General features: G+C 45.8%; 9 protein-coding genes. 4 read left to right on the forward strand and 5 right to left on the reverse strand.

Features of this window, described 5'->3' with window-relative positions; translation table 11 throughout:
* Positions 1-68 precede the first annotated feature (68 nt).
* A complete protein-coding gene (locus PMG25_RS04290) occupies positions 69-1,706 on the forward strand; it encodes a Ppx/GppA phosphatase family protein (protein WP_283765676.1) in 1,638 nt (545 codons plus the stop codon).
* On the opposite strand, the gene PMG25_RS04295 is transcribed toward PMG25_RS04290, so the two are convergent.
* Positions 1,681-4,629: a GGDEF domain-containing phosphodiesterase gene (locus tag PMG25_RS04295; RefSeq protein WP_283765677.1), complete on the reverse strand. Its 2,949-nt coding sequence runs from the start codon at positions 4,627-4,629 to the stop codon at positions 1,681-1,683. The genes PMG25_RS04290 and PMG25_RS04295 overlap by 26 nt on opposite strands.
* A gap of 744 nt (positions 4,630-5,373) precedes the next feature.
* On the opposite strand from PMG25_RS04295, the gene PMG25_RS04300 reads away from it, so the two are divergent.
* Positions 5,374-8,238, forward strand: a complete 2,865-nt coding sequence (locus PMG25_RS04300) for a calcium-binding protein (RefSeq protein ID WP_283765678.1) — start codon at positions 5,374-5,376, stop codon at positions 8,236-8,238.
* Between the two features lie 37 nt (positions 8,239-8,275).
* Here the strand turns inward: PMG25_RS04300 and PMG25_RS04305 are convergent, their stop codons facing one another.
* Positions 8,276-9,508 (reverse strand): methionine gamma-lyase family protein, encoded by a 1,233-nt coding sequence (locus PMG25_RS04305; protein WP_283765679.1) that lies wholly within the window; start codon positions 9,506-9,508, stop codon positions 8,276-8,278.
* Positions 9,509-9,589: 81 nt separating this feature from the next.
* On the opposite strand from PMG25_RS04305, the gene PMG25_RS04310 reads away from it, so the two are divergent.
* The gene (locus PMG25_RS04310) at positions 9,590-10,411 is read left to right on the forward strand and encodes an acyl-CoA desaturase (protein WP_283765680.1); all 822 of its coding nucleotides are present in this window, start codon (positions 9,590-9,592) and stop codon (positions 10,409-10,411) included.
* A 110-nt stretch (positions 10,412-10,521) separates the two neighbouring features.
* On the opposite strand, the gene PMG25_RS04315 is transcribed toward PMG25_RS04310, so the two are convergent.
* Positions 10,522-13,311, reverse strand: a complete 2,790-nt coding sequence (locus tag PMG25_RS04315) for a beta strand repeat-containing protein (RefSeq protein WP_283765681.1) — start codon at positions 13,309-13,311, stop codon at positions 10,522-10,524.
* 94 nt (positions 13,312-13,405) lie between these two features.
* Between PMG25_RS04315 and PMG25_RS04320 the strand changes: the two genes are divergently transcribed.
* Entirely contained in the window at positions 13,406-14,404 is a 999-nt protein-coding gene (locus PMG25_RS04320) for a hypothetical protein (RefSeq protein ID WP_283765682.1), read from the forward strand.
* 92 nt (positions 14,405-14,496) lie between these two features.
* On the opposite strand, the gene PMG25_RS04325 is transcribed toward PMG25_RS04320, so the two are convergent.
* Together PMG25_RS04325 and PMG25_RS04330 are read right to left on the reverse strand one after the other, a co-directional pair.
* Positions 14,497-15,096: a hypothetical protein gene (locus tag PMG25_RS04325; protein ID WP_283765683.1), complete on the reverse strand. Its 600-nt coding sequence runs from the start codon at positions 15,094-15,096 to the stop codon at positions 14,497-14,499.
* Between the two features lie 233 nt (positions 15,097-15,329).
* Positions 15,330-20,747, reverse strand: a 5,418-nt coding sequence (locus PMG25_RS04330; RefSeq protein ID WP_283765684.1) for an XDD3 family exosortase-dependent surface protein, incomplete at its 5' end; no start/stop codon positions are given.

A 20,747-nucleotide genomic window follows, 5' to 3' on the forward strand; every position in this document is an offset into this window, starting at 1 on the left:
AGAAAAGGTGAATTGAGTCCCTTTTAAAGATACCCTGGATTGTAAAGCTTAGGCCGAAGAACATTATCATGGTTAATACTCTACCCCAGTCCTCAACCCTGATTCAGAGTCCTACATTTCCGAAACCGGAAACCCCGCAGATGTTAGCGGCGATCGATGTGGGAACCAATTCTGTGCATATGGTGGTGGTTCGCATCGATCCGACACTCCCGGCGTTTACGATTATTGATCGGGAAAAGGAAACAGTGCGTTTGGGCGATCGCAACCCGAAGACAGGGGAGCTGAAGGTAGAGATTATGGAGAGGGCGATCGCGGCCTTTCGCCGTTTCTTACAGATTGCCAAAAGTCTGGAAGTCGATCAAATAGTTGCTGTTGCCACCAGTGCGGTACGAGAATCCCCCAATGGGCGAAATTTCCTCAAGCAGATTAAATCAGAAATTGGCTTAGAGGTAAACCTGATTTCTGGCCCAGAAGAAGCGCGACGGATCTATCTAGGAGTGCTGTCGGGAATGGACTTTCAGGGGCTTCCCCATACCTTGATTGATATTGGGGGGGGATCGACGGAGTTAATTTTGGGGGATGGGCAAGAACCGCGATCGCTCAGTAGCACGAAGGTGGGAGCGGTACGGTTAACGACGGAGTTCGTAACCACCGATCCGATCAGCGATCGCGAGTTTAATTATCTGAAAGCCTATATTCGAGGGCGATTAGAGCGAGCGGTTGAAGAGCTACAAAGTTATCTTGAGCCGGGAGAAACGCCTCGGTTAGTCGGCACATCGGGAACCATTGAAACCCTAGCCTGTATTGATGCTTGGCAAGAGTTAGGCATGGAACCGAGTCCCTTAACCGGTTACGAGCTAAAGCTGAAAAACTTGCAGAAAATTATCGAGCGTCTGCGGAAGTTGCCAGAGAGCGATCGGGCGGACGTTCCAGGCATGTCGGAAAAGCGATCGGAAATTATTATCGCCGGTGCTTTAATTCTCCAGGAAGCCATGGAGTTATTGGGGATAGATTCCCTGGTGATTTGCGAGCGTGCCCTGCGCGAAGGCATTATTGTAGACTGGATGCTCTCCCATGGTTTAATCGGCGATAAATTAGAATATCAAAGCCAAGTTCGCTATCGCAGCGTCCTCAAAGTCGCTCAGAAATACCATGTTAATTTAGAATCGAGCGAGCGCATGGCTAACTTTGCCGTACATTTGTTCGATCAAACCCAAGGAATTCTCCATTATTGGGGAAACTCAGAACGGGAACTGCTCTATGTCGCCACAATTTTACATAACTGTGGCGTTTATGTGTCCCATTCAGCCCATCATAAACATTCCTATTATCTAATTCGCCATGGGGAACTCCTGGGCTATACGGAGAATGAAGTAGAGATTATTGCCAATATCGCCCGCTATCACCGTAAAAGTGCCCCCAAAAAAAAGCATGAAAACTATGCGAACTTGATGCATAAGAGCGATCGCAAATTAGTCAGTCAAGTCAGTCCATTCTTGCGATTAGCCGTTGCTTTAGACCGCCGCCAACTTGGGGCCGTTGAGTCCTTCGATTGTCATTATAATCCCTCAACGAAAGAGCTATATTTGAAACTTAATCCAGCCCATGAAAATGACCACTGTGAATTAGAGCTTTGGAGCATTGACGACAAAAAAGAGGTATTTGAATCTGAATATGGAGTTAAAGTACGTGCAGGTTTGAGTTAACTAAAAACCGTTTTTTATCCTTTAGAAGTCGAGTAGCATTTTCAGCATTTAATGGTTTAGAGAACCAGTAACCCTGGCCAAACGTACAATTTAAACCGCGCAGTTGTTGCATCTGAGGCATCGTTTCAATACCTTCGGCGATGGTTTCCATACCTAAGCTATGAGCCAGAGCGATAATAGTATGGACAATTTCGGCATTTTCTCCCCATTGAGTCATTTTTTGCACAAAAGAGCGATCGACTTTCAGGGTATCAATCGGAAAACGATGCAAGTAAGCTAACGAGCAGTATCCTGTACCAAAATCATCAATGGAGAGTTGGATTTTGCGTTTCTTCAGTTCCTGGAAAATGGCGATCGCGCTTTCGGGATCTTCCATAATCGCGGTTTCCGTAATCTCTAGCTTCAAGTATCGACCTGGTAAGTCAGTTTCGGCTAAAATGCGATCGATGCGATCGCACAAACTTGGAGTTAACTGACGACTCGATAAATTCACACTAATCTTAAGACGGGAAAAATCACTAAATTGGGTTTGCCACTGTTTTAATTGCCGACAACTTTCTAGTAAGACCCATTCCCCAATCGCACCAATTAAGCCGGACTCTTCAGCCACCGGGATAAATACCGCCGGTGAAATAAATCCTTTCTGGGGATGATACCATCGGATTAAGGATTCAAACCCAGCAATTTTTCCCGTTCCTAAAGCCACAATGGGTTGATAATAGACATAAAATTCTCCTGGGGGTGCATAATTCTTATTCTCTGGATAGAGTAATAAGCGTAGATCCGTTTCAATTTGCATTCGCTCCATGGCTTCTTGGCGCATGGCCCAATCAAAAACCACCGTACAATTTTTACCTTTCTTTTTCGCTCGATACATAGCAATATCGGCATTGCGGAGAACATCATCCACCTCCTGATTCTCCGGCAAGTTATAAGCAATGCCAATACTAGCTTGCATAAACACATCATGACCCCCTAACTTAAAGGGTTGCTTGAGGTTTTCATGGATACGATTAGCAATATTAATAACATCCTGTAGATGATCCTGATTTTCCACCAGAATGGTAAATTCATCCCCACCCAATCGGGCGATCATCTCGTCTTCATGAATACATTGTCTTAAAGTCCAGGCGATCGCAATCAGCAACAAATCTCCCACCCAATGGCCCATACTATCATTAATCCCCTTAAACCCATCTAAATCAATAAACAGAACTGCAAATCGATAGTTAGGATTTTCATAATATCGGGCATTCGCCTTAGCTAACGCTTTCAAAAAATAGGCCCGGTTCGTTAACCCCGTCAGCGAATCATGGGAAGCATAATAGCGAAGTTTTTGTTCCTGCTGTTTTCGCTCTGTAATATCAATTACAGACCCCTCATAATATAATAACTTTCCATGAGGATCTTTAACCGCTCTTGCCCGTTCTGAAATCCAAATAATACTCCCATCTTGACGATAAATTTCCGCTTCAAACTGGGATAAAAATCCATGCTCTTGTAACAACCTTCTAAATTCTTTCCGACTCTCTGGGTGAACATACAATTGATGTTCTACATCTGCCATATTCTCAATCAAATCTTCGGCCGATTCATAGCCGTAAATTTTGGCTAATGCAGGGTTAGCACCAATCATTTTGCCTTCCGGAGTAGTTTGAAAAATTCCTTCCATGGAGTTCTCAAAAATGCTCCGATATTTAGCTTCAGCTTGCTTAGATTCAAAAACAGATCCCAATTGCATCGCCATAGAAGCCACTAATTCCATTAATTTAGGATCTTTTTCTTGAGAGCGTCTGCTGAAGAAAACCAAAACAGCTAAAACATAATGGTTCGCCAAAATAGGAACACCAAATCCCGCTTTTATTCCTGATTCTGCGGCGATTTTGTTCCGCAAAAATAATTCTCCAGATTCTTGAGACACATCAAAAATCCATTCTGTTTTTTGTGAAGACCAAACTCGTCCAGGTAAACCCACATTTGGGGCAAACGTTATTTTTTTACTGATTTCTCGAAAACGTTGATTTTTTTCAGTATTTTCTTGATTGATTTGACTATGTTGATACCAAACTGGACTACAGACCAGATCTAAATTCTGAGTTGAAGGTATCCAGGCTTCCGCAAGATCCCAGCCAGTCGTTTCACAAATCAGCTCCATGGTCACCGACAGAGCTTGATCAAAATTCTTAGATTCACTCACGGTTTTAGTGAGTTGATAAAGAAGATGAATTTCTGTTTCTCGACGTTGACGATCAGTAATATCAATACCTAGACCAAAGAAATATTCAATGGTATGGGTTTCTGGATTAATGATAGAGCGTCCATGCCACTCAACTAAAATCTCTTGACCTTTTTTAGTTAATATGCGATTTTGATGACAGGTGGGTTCTAGGGAATGACAATGATGATTGAAGACCGGAGATAATGCAGCACGATCCGCTTCAGGAACGAAGTGAGATAGATAGTCTAAACCAATCACTTCTTCTTCAGAGTATCCTAAAATATCCAGCATCGCTTGGTTGAACTTTTGGACTTTTCCATCCATACCAATAGCCACAAAAAAAGCTGGGTTCGCTTCCCATAAAATATGATTAAAATCTTGATGATTTTTTTGACTTGGATCTTTGTGTTTCTTCAAGGTTTTAGCGATCAAAATAATACTGCTGAGTCCTAAACTGGCAAGGAGGAGAGGAATTCCCTGATGATCGGATACAATCAAACGACCTTGGGAGCGATCGCTGTTATTGTCTGGTAGACTTGACTGGGTAGAGGGGTTACTCCCCGTAGTCATTCTCCGATCCATCTCGTGACTATTTACAGTTGTAGCTTGAGTTAGAATACTGATCGAGGAGGCGATCGCCATAATCCCCAACAACCGTAACATAGAACTCATAAACATTACATCATTGAGCTTATCGTCTGCCATTCTCACCATCATCCATCTAACTACAGCATCCCATCAACATACATACTAAGAAAACTATCATTTCTGTAGTTCTCCATCACTTATCCAGGTTATGTTGTGGATTCGCTCACCAAAATCCTTCAGCTTTAGGACTGAAACCTTCATCCTAATCTATACCAACTATAATTTTTGTTACAAATGATATGATTTGAATCTAATTCATAAAATTAGCCTGATTGCTTCCATCTTTTAAGTATAAATACTTGCCCTTATTCAAGGCAGTTAACACAGACTTAAATTGAGGAAACCCAGCTCAACCGAAAACGAACTTTAGTCATGTTGCTTATAATACAAAAAAACAAGTATTTACATAAACATAAACCGTTAGCCAGAACCCTCCATAAATTCAGTTCAGCCTTCTCACTTAGCATTTCACTGAGATAGATTTCTCGCAAATAAAAAACACAAGTCCTCTTGTATCTTGTGTCACTCAAGTAGCAAACTTTGTAGAAATTTGTTATTATGCCCTGTTTGACCTTCATCTAGCTCTATCACATTACCGAAAAAATAATCTGGAATTGCCATTAATGAGTCTGTAGTTCCAGCAATGTAGAGCTAAGATATAGACTGACTTAAGCTGGACTAGCTAAATTCTTGATTTCTCACAGGAATTAAATCACAACCTAACCAGCTTAATCCAGTGGTCTGATGACCTGCTATTAATACTGTCAAATCATTTGAGACACGATTGGAGGAACTAAACTCATGGCAGATTTCGATGCGTCCACAGAAACACAAGATACGATCATATCTGGAACTAATGATGCTGATAATATTACAGGCGGTAGTGGTAATGATGTCCTTACTGGTCAGAATGGCAATGACAACATTAAAGGCAACGCTGGCAACGATGTTCTAAATGGAGACAATGAGAACGATAACCTTGAAGGTGGGGATGGTAACGATGTTCTCAATGGTGGAAATGGTGATGATGTCCTCAAGGGTCAAGCAGGAGAAGATGTTCTCACTGCTGCTGACGGTAATGACAACCTCGAAGGTGGACTGGGGAACGATGCTCTAGATGGAGGAAATGGTAACGATAACCTTAAGGGTGAAGACGGTAACGATAACCTTTTTGGCGGATCGGGAGACGATAACCTAGAAGGCGGTGCAGGTCAAGATACCCTTGATGGTGGAGAAGGCAACGATCCAGTCCTCAAAGGCGGTGCTGGCAATGACATCATTCTAGGGAATACCGGCAGTGATAAGCTCGAAGGGGAAGATGGTGATGACTCCCTTGATGGAGGAACGGAAAATGATGAGCTTCGAGGAGGTAATGGTAATGATACCCTTCTTGGACAAGCCGGTAATGATTCATTATTTGGTGAAGCCGGAGCGGACTCTCTTCTCGGTGGAGATAACGATGATCGCTTAGAAGGTGGTGACGATAATGACTACCTCAATGGAGGAGCAGGGAACGACCAAACCTTAAAGGGAGGGAATGGAGATGACTCTATTCTAGGAGAGGCTGGAGATGACAAACTCGAAGGCGAAGAAGGCAATGACTCCCTAGATGGTGGAGAAGGCAATGATGAACTGCGCGGTGGCAATGGTAATGATACCCTCCTAGGACAAGCCGGTAATGACCGGTTATTCGGTGAAGGTAATGATGATTCCATGCTTGGCGGCGCTGGACAAGATGAATTAGAAGGTGGTGATGGTAATGACTACCTCAATGGCGGTGCTGATAATGACACTAAACTCCAGGGTGGTAATGGCAATGACACCATTCTAGGAGAGGCTGGAGATGACAAGCTCGAAGGACAAGAAGGCAATGACTCCCTAGATGGTGGAGAAGGCAATGATGAACTGCGCGGTGGCAATGGTAATGATACCCTCCTAGGACAAGCCGGTAATGATTCATTATTTGGTGAAGGTAATGATGACTCCATGCTCGGTGGTGCTGGACAAGATGAATTAGAAGGAAATGATGGTAATGACTACCTTGATGGGGGTGCAGATAATGACACTAAACTTCAAGGAGGCAATGGCAATGACACAATCCTTGGGGGGGCAGGAGATGACAAACTTGAAGGGCAAAATGATAATGATAGCCTGATTGGTGGAGAAGGAAATGATGAACTCAGAGGGGGTTCAGGCAATGACTACCTCGAAGGTGGTGCAGGCACGAACCAAGTTTTTGGTGAAGATGGTGATGATACCCTAATTGCTGGTCTGGATGGAAATGGCTCCACCTTTGATGGGGGTAACAATAATGACTGGATCTCCTTTGCTAAGGCAACAGTTGGCTTTACCGTTGATTTAACGGCTGGCACAGCAACGGCAACCGGTATTAGTTACACTCTGACGAATATTGAAAGTGGGGTTATTGGTTCTGCACAAGCAGACATGATTACCGGAGGGGCTACGGGTAATTTAACTCTGCAAGCTGGGTTGGAAAGCGATACTTATAAGCTGACGACTACCAATGCTAAAGGCAGCAAGATTGATGATGCTGGTGGGACATTAGATGTGCTGGAGATTGACAGCACAACTCTGGAAACCACTGGCCCAGGTCAAACTGCGACCACTGGAAATATTGGAGTATTTCGGGTCAACAACACTAGCACCAGTTTGATTGTTGACTTGAACAATAACGGGACGTTTGATGCTAATGATGATCTAGAGGTTCAAAACTTTTTCTCTGCTACAGCCAATACAGGAGGAACAGGTTTCATTGAAAAGGTGGGTAACCTCAATGGTACTGACATCTTGACAGCCTTTCCTTCTCCGACTCCAAGTCCTAACCCTGGCCCCAGTCCTAATCCTGGCCCCAGTCCTAATCCCGGCCCCAGTCCTAACCCTGGCCCCAGTCCAAGTCCAAGTCCTGGAACGGGCGATCCGGTGGCTCCTCCATCGAGTAGTCCGAGTCCAACCCCAACGCCAACACCGACTCCGACTCCTGGAGTGATTACGGGAACGGATGGGCAGAATGATGCCTTGCAAGGCACAACGGGTAATGACACCATTCTAGCGTTGGGGGGTGATGACTCCCTCCTTGGGTTGGATGGTGATGATTTCATGAATGGAAATGCCGGTAATGATTGGGTGAGTGCTAATACTGGCGATGACCAGGTGTTTGGTGGCCAGGGCAATGATACTGCGTTTGGCGGTCAAGGGAATGATTTGGTCAGTGGTGACCTGGGTGATGATTCGCTGATGGGCGATCGCGGAAACGATACGGTTTCTGGTGGCGCAGGTAACGATACCGGATTCGGTGGCCAGGGCGATGACTTGCTCAATGGTGGCGATGGTAACGATATCCTGAGCGGAGATTTCGGTACGGATACCTTGGTCGGTGGCAACGGTAACGATCTGTTTGTCCTCCGTACCGGTACGGCTGCTGCCACAGTTGCACAAGCCGATATTATCAGTGATTACCAAGTTGGAGTCGATCTGATTGGCTTGACCGGTAACTTGACTCCCACGGGTCTGACGGCGACCACCCAAGGCAGTAATACAGTGTTGAGTATTACAGCTACGAACCAAGTCTTGGGTGTTTTGACTGGTCAATTCACCCTGCAACAGTTGACGTTTGTCTCTGTTGAACTGCCGAATGGCTTGATTTAAGCGATCGACCTGGGTAGGGGCGAACGGCCGTTCGCCCCTACAATGGGGACTCTACAGCCGCGATCGCCTCCTCCAGCGCAATAGCCACATGCGTCCAATGGGTTCCCCCCTGACAAAACACCACATAGGGTTCCCGCAATGGGCCATCGGCAGACAACTCGGAAGTACTGCCGTCAATAAATGTACCGCCAGCCATCACCAACTCGCTCTCATAGCCTGGCATCTCCCCCGGAACCGGATCGAGATAGGAACCCACCGGAGAAAATTGTTGGATAGCGCGGCAAAATGCCTTTAATTTCTCTGGGGAACCCAAGCGAATCGCCTGAATCAGATCCCGTCGGGGAGCCAAAGGAGCGGGATTTACGGCATATCCCAGGCGATCGAACACATACCCGACCAAATAATTCCCCTTCAGTGCCTCCCCCACCATCTGCGGAGCCAAGAATAAACCCTGATATAAGAGGCGATGCTGGTCAAATGTGGCCCCTCCCGTGCTGCCAATTCCAGGGGCCGTCAAGCGGCAAGCAGCCCGCTCTACAAGCTCAGACCGACCGGCCAGATACCCGCCCGCCGTCATCAAGGTTCCGCCGGGATTCTTAATCAACGACCCTGCCATCAGATCCGCGCCCACCTGCGTCGGTTCGAGTTCTTCCACAAACTCCCCATAGCAGTTATCCACAAAACAGACCGTATCGGGATTTTGGCGCTTCACCATTTCCACAATTTGGGCAATATCCGTAATTGACAAACTCGATCGCCAGGAATAGCCACAAGAGCGCTGAATCAACACCATCCGCGTCTGCTCCCTTACCCCTTGCGCGAGAGCCTCCCAATCGATTTCACCCTCTGGGGTTAACTCCAACTGCCGATAGGTAATGCCATACTCCATCAGCGATCCTGCGCCTTTTCCCCGCAAGCCAATCACCTCCTCCAGGGTGTCATAGGGAGCGCCCGCAACCGACAGTAGCTCATCCCCTGGACGCAATACCCCAAAGAGGGCACAGGCGATCGCATGGGTTCCCGACACCAACTGCACGCGGGCGATCGCGCTTTCGGCTCCCATCACCTGAGCCAAAACCCGATCGAAGGTTTCCCGCCCTAAGTCATTATGACCATAACCCGTTACACTGGAAAAATGATGCACCCCCACTTTCTGCGATCGAAAAGCATCCAAAACTTTTCGGAGATTTTGCTTAATCTGAGCATCCACGCTAGAAAAAGTAGGGGCGAGTGCATGTTGTGCCTCTTGGATCTGTTCTGAGGGATTCATCTTTCTCGGATAATAGGTAGAGGGGCGCGATCGTTCTAAATAGCAGGATAACCCTGCATTGTTATAGATTGAGATTACTGCATGAGTGTTGCGACAACCAATAAATATCCCCTAGATTGGGTCAACATTGGCTACTTCCTTTTAATTCACCTAGCGGCCTTATTTGCCTTCCTACCCAGTAACTTTAGTTGGTCGGCCATCGGATTAGCTCTAGCCCTCCACTGGATTACTGGTGGCTTAGGCATTACCCTAGGGTTTCACCGTTTAGTCAGCCATCGAAGCTTCCAAGCTCCCAAATGGTTAGAATATTTCCTCGTTTTTTGCGGCAGTTTGGCCTGTCAAGGTGGCGTGCTAGATTGGGTCGGACTTCATCGAATGCACCATCTTTATTCCGATACTGAAGCCGATCCCCATGATTCTAATTCTGGATTCTGGTGGAGTCATATGGGATGGCTTTTGCATGTTATTCCCAAACGCAGTGAAGTCCCCCGCTTTACCAAAGATATTGGGGACGACCCTGTATATCAGTTTTTACAAAAGAATTTTGTCCTCATCCAAGTTGCCTTTGGTCTTCTATTGTATGCCCTTGGTGGTTGGCCCTTCGTTGTCTGGGGAATATTTGTCCGCTTGGCTGTTGTTTTCCATTGTACTTGGTTTGTCAACAGTGCCACCCATAAGTTCGGTTATGTGAGTCATGAAAGTCATGACCACTCCAAAAATTGCTGGTGGGTTGCCCTCGTCACCTATGGTGAAGGATGGCACAATAACCATCATGCCTATCAATATTCAGCTCGCCATGGTTTGCAATGGTGGGAATTTGATATGACTTGGATGACGATTCGACTGCTTGAGATTTTGGGATTAGCCACTAATGTGAAGCTAGAACCGAAATCAAGTCAGTAGATGATTGACTAACCGATCGGTTTAAGGGTTGCCATTGAGCAACCCTAATTATTTTTGACCCTTGAATCAAAAACTGGAATAAGACACTATAACGTCTATGACTCATGGTCTCATTCCCGCACACAATCTAGATCGGGTTGTAGGGAGCGATGGGGAGTTACCTTTTCTGGCGTTGTCGTTAAAAAGATTTCTCCCTTCTCATTGATAACCCATCCGGTGGCAATGGGTAACTGAGGGCGAGAGGTTGTTAAATTGCTCTGGGTTGGTAGAGGCGATCGCTCTTCAAATTCTCTTGAAGGAGTAACCGGTTGAATCATCTCCACCTCCACAGAACCGGGATTCACCGGTTGAGTGGGGTTTGGCGGTAAGCCCCGTCCTTCGACGTTTAATTCGCGCTCCCCGGAACGCAATTCGGCCTCCGGCCGACAAATGGGGCGAATTCCTTGCGGTGTTTCAATTGCCTGGGGCAAATCCGCCGCATTCTGAGCCGGATCGATATCTGGGGTATTAATCTCGACTACACCACTAAACTGGGGGCCCAATGCCGAAGTGGCCGTAATATCACTCTCTGGGGTTAACTGATTGCGAAACTCCGTCCCATAAATCCCTTGAGCCGTAATCGTTACGCGACCGCCAAAGTTTTGCTCCGCATTGGCGCTAATATCGCTATTTTCCAGAGCAGTTAACAGATCCGTATTGATATTAATATTACCGCCCGTGGATTCTCCGAAGGCATTCGTCACAATCTGACTACCCTCCCGCAAGCGGATATCTTCACCATTGAGAAAAATATTACCCTGAGCGCCCGAAGTTGTATTCGCCGTAATTTGTCCTCCAGTTAACTGTACTTGCGGCGCAGTAATCACAATATTCCCCGCACTGCCCACAGTTTGGTCAATAACGATGTTTCTATTTTCATCTCTGCCAATTCCATCCAGATTAATCTGCGCCCCATTCTCCACCGTTAACCGTTCCGTTGCCAGAATCAAATCTCCTGCATTCCCTTCCCCTTCCGTGCGTACCGTTATCCGGGTGGGCAGCGTCTCGGAAGCTACTCCACTCAACGTCACTGACTCCGAAGCAGTCACTCGCAAGGTTCCCCCATCTCCCGTCGCCGTATCCGCAGCTCCCGCAGTCAGCAGTCCCCCATCTCTCAGGAGCAAAGAACCCGTGGCAATGGTCACATCGCCCGCCCGTCCGGGGCCGAGAGTCGAAGCCGCAATTGAACTCACAAATTCCCGATCTGGAGTCGATCCTGCAATCTGGATTCCCCCAGAAGCCTGAATTTCTACTAATCCCCCTTCCCCTTCAGCAAACGTAGCCGAAGAGATAATCGCTCCATCTTCGACGCTTAACCATGGTGTTTCAATCCGAATCGTTCCAGCATTGCCACCTGTGGGAGCAATTTCACCATCCTCCAACAGGATAAAATCAGCTTGAGAAAAAATACCACTCGGAATTTCTGGAGTTCCTCCATTCAGACGAATACCATCTGTAGCTCGGATATTAATTGTTCCAGCATTCCCCAAACCAAACGTATCCGAATTAATCTGCGCTTCCCTTTGCACCGTTAATTCCCTCACATCAATGCGAATATTCCCGCCCGGTGCATCTGCATCCTCAAATGGAGATGGAATTACAACACTCGATATCACGGCTCCGTCTTGAACAATCAAGCGATTGGTATTAACCACCACGCTGCCACCCAAACCAAACCCTAATGTTCCTGAGAATAAGCCACTCGGAAATCCAGAGGGATCTCTTCCACTCATTTCCACCCAACCCGAAGCATTAACCGTTAACTGTCCCCCCTCACCAGGAGCAAAGGTAGAAGTCGAAGCTTGTGCCCCCTCTCCGATGATTAATCGATGGGTATTGAGAACAATATCACCACTCGATCCTGTGTTGATGGTTTCGCTGAGGATGGCAGTGGGAATCATCCCATCTTCTGAAAAGCCTGATAGGTTAATCGATTCTGAGCCATTGACCGAAATTAGCCCACCCGGATTTTCTCCCTCTGTAATGCCGAGAATGAGCGACCCTCCCGTAAGGCTTATATGTCTACCTTGAACAGAAATATCCCCAGCTCCTTCTCCACTCACATCCACAGAAGCGCTCTCAGACAGTTGGATATCTTGGAAATTAACAGAATTGTCATAGTTAAGATCTAGGGTTGGGGTAAGACCAACTTCAGCATTAGGGCCGACACTTCCCAGAACGACCTGACCTTCATCAGCCCCTACATTTCCGCCTGTCAGAGTAATGGGCCCTCCAGCTAGAGTTAAAGTTTGACCGGGAGAGACTCGTAAACCAGGGGTCGATTGACGGATAACCGCTCCATCGGGTTCGAGGACAATATCATGGCCGGTTCCTTGAACCACAATTCCGCCGGGTGTTGCGCCAAACTTTAAGCCTATGGGTACATTAACGGTTAATAAGGGTGTGGTTTGAGGGTTGGTCGCACTGAACTCTGTGCCATTGGCGAAGGTAAAACTATTGGCTGTGGTGGCGAGGAATGAACCGCCAATATTGAGCGTGGCGTTGGGGCCAAAGACAATACCATTAGGATTGAGGAGAAACAGGTTGGCACTACCATGAGCTTCAATCATGCCATCAATGTTAGAAAGACTCCCTCCTGTAATGCGGGTAATGATATTTTCAATATTGAGGGAGTTGTTAAAGATGGCGGTATTGTTGGTGGGTAGGGAAAATTGGCTGAAGCTATGAAACAGGTTGCCCCCGACTTGAGTCCCTCCGTTAATCGTGAATTGATTATTTCCAGGAGCAACTAGGGTGGGATTAGGTAAAGTCTGGTCGGGAATAATTTGGGCACTTGCGAGGGTTGGGAATACACTGAGGACTAGGGGCAGACTCAGTAAAGTTTTCCAAGGTTGGGTCATGGGGGATTACTCCTGGGGGGTTATTCCGGCGATCGCCAGTAAAATTGTATCGGAAAATGTAAAGTATCTTTAGTCCTCTTAAAATATCTCTTCTGTGACTCGTCAACCCCACGACCAATTTGCCAAGCAATATCTCAAGGAACTGCTCGAACCCTTGGGAACAGTGGAAATTAGCCGGGAAATTCCAGGGGAAACCCTACAAATCGATCTGATTTTCGATCCCTCTCCAGAACCTGTAAATAACCCACCTTCCCTGGGTTTACTCGCTCAACTCGCTTCTAAACCTTGTTTACTAGAACCCTATCGCAACTGTCCCAGTAATTCAGAAATTCGCAACTGTATTCTCAAACTCTTTCACGTTCATGCCGAGCTGCACCGTCAAGATCGTACACTGGATGAACAGCGATTACCTCAATTATGGATTTTAACGCCTACAGCATCCAAGAGACTCTTGAAAGAGTTGGGCGCTAATCCGGATTCCGAGTATCCGTATACAGGAGTGTATCGGCTACCCCCAATTAACCAAACCGGAATCATTGCCATCAACAAACTACCAGAAATCCCAGAAACCTTATGGTTGAGGATGCTGGGGAAAGGAGGAACTCAGAAAAGAGCCATTGAGCAAGTGCTGGAACTGCCTAGAGAAGATCCTCAGCGTCGCAATATCCTAGAACTGGTAGGAATATGGCGGATTAATGTAGAAACTAAAATAGAGTTAGAACCAGAGGAAAGGGAGTTAATTATGGAGTTATCACCAGCTTATCTAAAGTGGAGAGAAGATACCCTACAAGAAGGAATTCAACAAGGACTTGAGCGAGGAGTTCAACAAGGAATTCAACAAGGACTTGAGCAGGGAGTTCAACAGGGACTTGAGCAGGGAGTTCAACAAGGACTTGAGCAGGGGGTTCAACAGGGACAGCGATCGCTCATTGAAGCCTTACTCAGGACTCGGTTTGGTCAATTGGATGAGGCGCTCTTGGCTATCATTGACTCTTTACTAGCATTATCTCCAGATGAGTTTATGCCCTTGTGCTTAAATGCTTCTCGTGAGGAATTATTGGAGCAATTTGGCCCCAATTCCCTTGAACCTTAAACTTTTTAAATGACACGCACTACTACAAAATCTGTAGGGGCGAACAGCCGTTCGCCCCTACATACCTAAATAATAGGGAGCTATTTCAACCCCTATGCTCTCTGGAAAAAGGAACGCCGAATCGCCATTCCCACTAGCGCCAAGCCAATGGCTACAATACCCACAACTGAGGAACCCTCTGGCACTGGAGTGGGGTCTCCTGGTACGGATTGCGGCGAACAGCTTTGAGGATTGCTTTCATAATGCAACATGCAAGTGACATCAAAATTACCTTCCTCGAAACTGTACGATACATCCCATCTAACCGTTTCAGCTAATATATTTTCGATCTCAAGATCGTCTCGATACTGTGCCTCCAAGTCAATGAACGTCTGATTGAAATCGATGAATGTCTGACTATACTGATCGAAACTGGGGAAGATTAAATGGAAGAATTCATCGGGATCGTCATCGCTGGTGATTTGAATGTAGCTGAGAACATCTAATCCGGGTTGAGTTGCAGTTCCTTCAGGAACAAGACCAGGTTCTTGCCACCATGGCCGAGGAGAATAACTCGCTCTCCAGTGCAGAAAGGGAATCGCTACAGATTCTTGGCCGCTGGTTTCTATATTTAAGAAGTAACTATCATAGTCGTCCATTCCATAGCCGGTAGTTTGGCTATAGCTGCGGATTTCTGTTTTCCAATCGTACATGGTAAAGTCTCCTGTTTTGTCTGAGGTTGAATCGGTTGAGGAACCCCCCTATAGGGTTCTCGGTTTTTTGGGGCGGTTTTTATGCCAGATGCATAAACTTGTAATAAAACGTTACATTATCGAGCCACAAGGATTGCCTTAGTAGGCTTGTAGGCTGGAAAAGGATGGGCGGATCTCGTGGGTTGAACATAGGAAAATAAAGTGAATAAGGATACAAATCGGGGATCAATGGGCTATAAACGTATTGCACCTATTCCAACACTTGCTTTTGGGCCCTTTGTTCCTGAAGCAAAAGAACTACGAAGCGCCATGCCATCATTGATGCATTCCTTTAGAATGGTGGCAATAAAATCACCGGTCATGCCATCGGGTTTCTGGAAGCTAAAGCCAAAGATTTCATCTCCCAATTGGGTGAATTGGCTGGGATCGAATCCTTGATTTTCCAGTTCTGTACGGTTGTGAATCGCTACAGCTCCAACCCGTTCGCCAGAGTCAATCACATTGGGCATCTTTAGACCGGGGCGATCATACGGATAATAATAGGAATCATGCCAAGCTAGATCTCCCATTGATGAATCTAATCCTATGCCATTGTTAACGACATAGCTATTATGAGAATCTAGATTCCAGAATCCCGCATTTTCACTGACCACGCTCTTTCCAGAGACTCCGCGATATACTCCTGCTTCAACTCCAGAATCGTTAGTATCTGCAAATCGAACTCCAAACATTTGTCCAGAATCTAAAGCATTTTGGAAATTACCTGTACCAGAGAAATCAAAGAACATATCGCCCCAGCCCACATTACCATCAGGCACATTAAATGTTAAGAAAGGAGAAAAAGTTTGTGACCAGGAGGTAGGAACCGTGCGTCCAGTAATCGGTAGATTAGAATTCAACGCAACCCAAATTCTACCTGTCTCTGGGTCTTCTTTAACTGCCATTCCATACATTTCATAAATGGTTCCACCAACCTTGGTAGTACCATCAAAGGCTTCTGTACCAGCGACACTATCATGACCAACATCAGTGGCATATGTCCAACCCTTCAAGGGATCGGCTACCTCGTCATCCAGGATAGTAATGGTATGACTGGTGTTTGTATCGCCAACATAACCCGTTCCTTCTGCTAACGTAATGACGACGGTTTCATCTCCTTCAAATTGATCGTCATCCTGGAGATTAATCCAGATGGGAGCAAAAACTGAACCTGCTGGAATGGTTACACTACCCGTTAAAGTTTGATAATCTGTGCCATTAGTTGCTGTTCCTTGAACCGTATAATTAACGGTGATATCTTGAGTTAATGCGCCTCCAGGTAGCTCAACCCAAAATAAACCACGACGTTGCACTTCTGAAACAGTGGAACTAGAGATATCCAAAATAACCGTGGGTAAGGGTTCAACCTGAATGTTCACATCCACAGGAGTGTCTGAAAATAGTTCGCCATCACTGGCACGCACCTGAAATGCGGGGACTTCATCTCCAGCACTATCGGGTGTCCATTCCAAAGTTTCTCCTGCTTTTAATTCAACCGTTTCCCCAGGATTAATGACCGCACCATCCTTACGCAATGTGCCATTAACTGGATTGCTCACTTCAAAAGAAATGATATCTTTATCTGGATCTTCAGCATCAGAAGCGGCTAATAAATCCTCATAACTAATGGTAAAGGGACTCTTTTGGGTTGCCTGTGCCAATGGATTAACCGATGTCAATTCCGGAGGTTGATTAACGGCATTAGGATCGGTTCCATAAATATTGAGCTTCCAAGAGAGTAAATTGCCCACCTCAGAAACACCAGGCTTAGTGTTAGGTACGCGGTCTACAACTCTTAATTCCCAGGTTCCTCGCGAATCTTCTCCCCAATGTCTAGGTGAGGTAAACACCCATTGATCGAGATCTTCGATATAATCTCCTGGAAAGCTTTGATCGGCATTTTCTCCACCGATCAGTAGTTCAGAGGAGCTTTCTTTTCCATCTTGCCGATGAACCAGTTCAATCTTTAAGTTATCGATATCATCATGGTCGATATTGACCATGACTTCGACCCATTCAACGTTAATGGATTCCTGAACATCTAAGCTGACTGTTAGGGGTTGATTTCCTTCTGGAATGGGTTTACCAACTCTTTTTTCTTCTTTATGACCTACCTTATCTTCTAGATCTACTAATTCCCAGTCCTTCGCTTTAGCTACAGCTTGTTCAGTATTAACGACACCAAAGCCATATTTATAACTCACGTCATGATTGGCTAAATTGGTTTCCCAATTTCCACCTTGTTCATCGTTTTTATCAGCCGTTTCAACCAAGATATGCTGAACATCTCGCCAGGTGAGGTTAGGATTAGCTTCTAACATTAAGGCAATGACTCCAGAAACCATGGGAGCAGAGGCAGAAGTCCCACCAAAACTGGAGGTATAGCCACCGTTAGTTACTCCTTCTGCGCCCTGAATATCAGTGGTTTTAATGCCTCCCGTATTAACAATTAAAGACCAATCTTCGAGGGTTCCACCTATACTCTTGCCGCCCGGTTTATTCTCAATTTCTAAAAACCACTTACCATTGGGATCGGCTCCAGCAAAGATATCTAAGGATTCTGCGGGTTTGAATGCACCATGGAAGGGAACGGTTTGCGAAGGCAGATCGCGATCGGCTAAATCATCGAAAAGAATTGAGGTTTCATGCTTGAATAGGCTATTTTTTGGACTAATTCTGGTAAAGGGGACATCGGAGAATAACTTGACTCGCGTCTGTTGGTTACCGACTTCATGTACCAGAGATACGGATAGATCTTCGTAGTGATGGCGATCGATATTCAGTAAAACTTGCAGATCATCAATCTTATCTGGAAATCCTTGAATATCATCTAAATAAAATTGCTGTGTTTGACCATTTGGGGGTAGAGATGAAGTATTCTGTGAATTATAAGAAAATTTGTGGACTTTCTCAGAAGGAGCAGCCACTAAAATGGGAGCGCCAGGGGTACTGTAAATGGCTTGTTTACCCGTATGATCGACGGCAGCTACGGCAATGGTATGACGAGAGTTAGCTAGGGGATTATAGTTGACATTATCCCCATCTTCTCCAGAATTTCCGGCGGAAAAAACAAAGATATTACCCGATCCACCCCGTCCATCTTTAGTTGCGTCTTCAATGTTCTGTTCAAAACCAGTGAGAGCATTAGGGAAAAATCCGACTCCCCAACTATTGTTGTAGATATCAATGTTCTGATTTTCATGGGCAATGACATCAGCAATTTCCTGGAGTTTAAACCCATCCGAGCCAATTCTTAAGCCCGCCCAAGATGCTCCCGGAGCTACTCCACTCGTACCCTCTGTGGCATTGGTTTTGCCTACAGCTACGCCAGCAACTTGCGTGCCATGATGATTCTCTAGGGTCATGTCTAGAGACCATTTGACGACTGTACCTTGAGTCTGCTTGCTGGTATTGTCAAAAATTAATTCCCACTTACTATTTCCATCCTCTCCAACATTATGATTGACCATTTCACGATCGAAAATATCAATGCTATAGGTATGTTTGCCATTCTGGAAATTGGAGATTTCATATTCGGTATTCCAAGGACTCTTGAGCTTGACGTTCAAATCTTTGATGTTGCCCTGGGTGAGAGCAAAATCAATATTTAAGTCTAAGTTTTGCAAAATCCCTGAGAATCTTTGATTGTCTAGTCTATCATCACCCTCTAAAGCGATTATTGTGCGGGAAGTTTTCTTGGCTCCAACAGGAGGTACAGTTTCTTTCTCTCGATACTCAATTCGCGTCGTGAGGGTCTTGGTTTGATTTCCATCTTGAACGTTCTTGGAATCGAGTTCATCGAAATCTTTGCTCAAATTGTCGAGATAATTGTCTTTGAGATCGGGATGATTTTGGTCAAATCCATCATCGACGATACCAATAACAACCCCTGCTCCAGTCACGTTATGAATATTCCAAGCTTCTTGAACAGACATATCGATTTCAGGCACTGAACTGGATGGATTAAGTTTATTTTGTCCAGTATTGTCAAGATGCCAAGGTAAGTTGAAGAATTCTGCATCCACTGCAACTAAGGGATAGGCAAATTCGATCGCCCCCACACTGGCAAATTTGTCCCCAATCTCATCGGGATCGATTCCTTCAGGGAATTCCCAGATGTAAGTGTTGGGAATATGTCCAGTTTCTCTCAAGGAAACCGCATCGAGTTGGGTAGCCAATTCCTCAGAAAACTCTCCATTACGGACGCTAACGACCCACTGTTGGGCGGATTCGAGTTCTTCGCGGGTATAGCGTTCTAGGTTAACAGAACGCTCTAATGACCATCGGACGCGATCGCTCAATTCCTCTCCCTCATCCAAGGACAACACCGTAAATTTTTCTACCCTATGCTCGGAAACTCGACCATCATTATCTTCAGCAACTATCCTGAGTCGATAATGACCAGGTTCTAAGGACTCTTTGCGATAATTGAATTCAATGCGATCGCCACTATCATCCTTTAGCTCAACTTCATCAGTAACATTAAACTCTTCTCCAGTCTCCGTTTCCAAGAAGATTTTTACACTCTCAAGATCGATATCATCTAAACCATCGACATCGCTCAGAGTTCCATAAATGGAAATGGGTTCGCGAGGATTATAAAATTGGTTGATGCTGGTTAAATAGGTTTCGGGTTGACCATAATCGAGGATGGCTTGACCTAACTCTGTATCTTGCCACACCATTCCAGGGTCAATGAGATTGTCAATATGGTCGGCTTTACCTTTTGCTCCTTTAACTCGGAAAATGAGATCGTTGTAATCTTTGTCTGAATTCCTATCGACATCCAAATCTTCCCAAGCAAAGGTCTGTCCTTCTCCCGTTGTATCAGCGAGTTGCTGAGAGTCTAGGGAGAACATGAGGGGGCGATCGGGATTGTCAACAGCCCATTCAATCTTGCCTTTGGGAGCAAGGACAACGGCAAATTTTTCTCCAGGTTGCATCTGCACTGTTTTCGCACCAGAATAGTCTCCAGAGTTGCGGTCAACTTCGCCTAATTCTCCCGTGAATTTCGCGCCTTCTGTGCGATCGGAAATGATGATTTGACCTAAATCTGAGTCATCGGTAATGCGCTGCAAAACTTCAGTTCTAAATTCTTCGGAATTAGGATCGAGATCTTCTAAGCCTTCTAAACTAAAGATGGCAACTTCGCCTTTATATCCACCACCATCAAAGAGGAAATCAACGGTAACTTCTCCAGTTTCGCCAACGATAAATTCACCGGTTTTTAGCTCTTCTAATGTCCCAGAGGTAGGGACGATCGCCTGTTCGACGCTATCGATAACAGCGATATCTTCAGTAGGGGTATCGGGGTTGGGGCGATCGCCCTCTAATTCTGTATCATCAACATCCTCACCTGTCCCAGATGTAGGGGCGAACGGCCGTTCGCCCCTACCGTTATTGCTAATGGCAATATCTTCAGTGGGAGTTTCGGTAGTGGGGCGATCGCCCTCTTCTCCCTTATCCTCAACCGAGTTATCTTCCGTAGGAGTATCGGTAGTGGGGCGATCGCCATCGCCATACGGAGCCTTATCGCCCTCTAATTCTGTATCATCACCATCCTCACCTGTCCCAGATGTAGGGGCGAACGGCCGTTCGCCCCTACCGTTATC

Source organism: Roseofilum capinflatum BLCC-M114 (assembly GCF_030068505.1).
Taxonomy (GTDB): Bacteria; Cyanobacteriota; Cyanobacteriia; order Cyanobacteriales; family Desertifilaceae; genus Roseofilum; species Roseofilum capinflatum.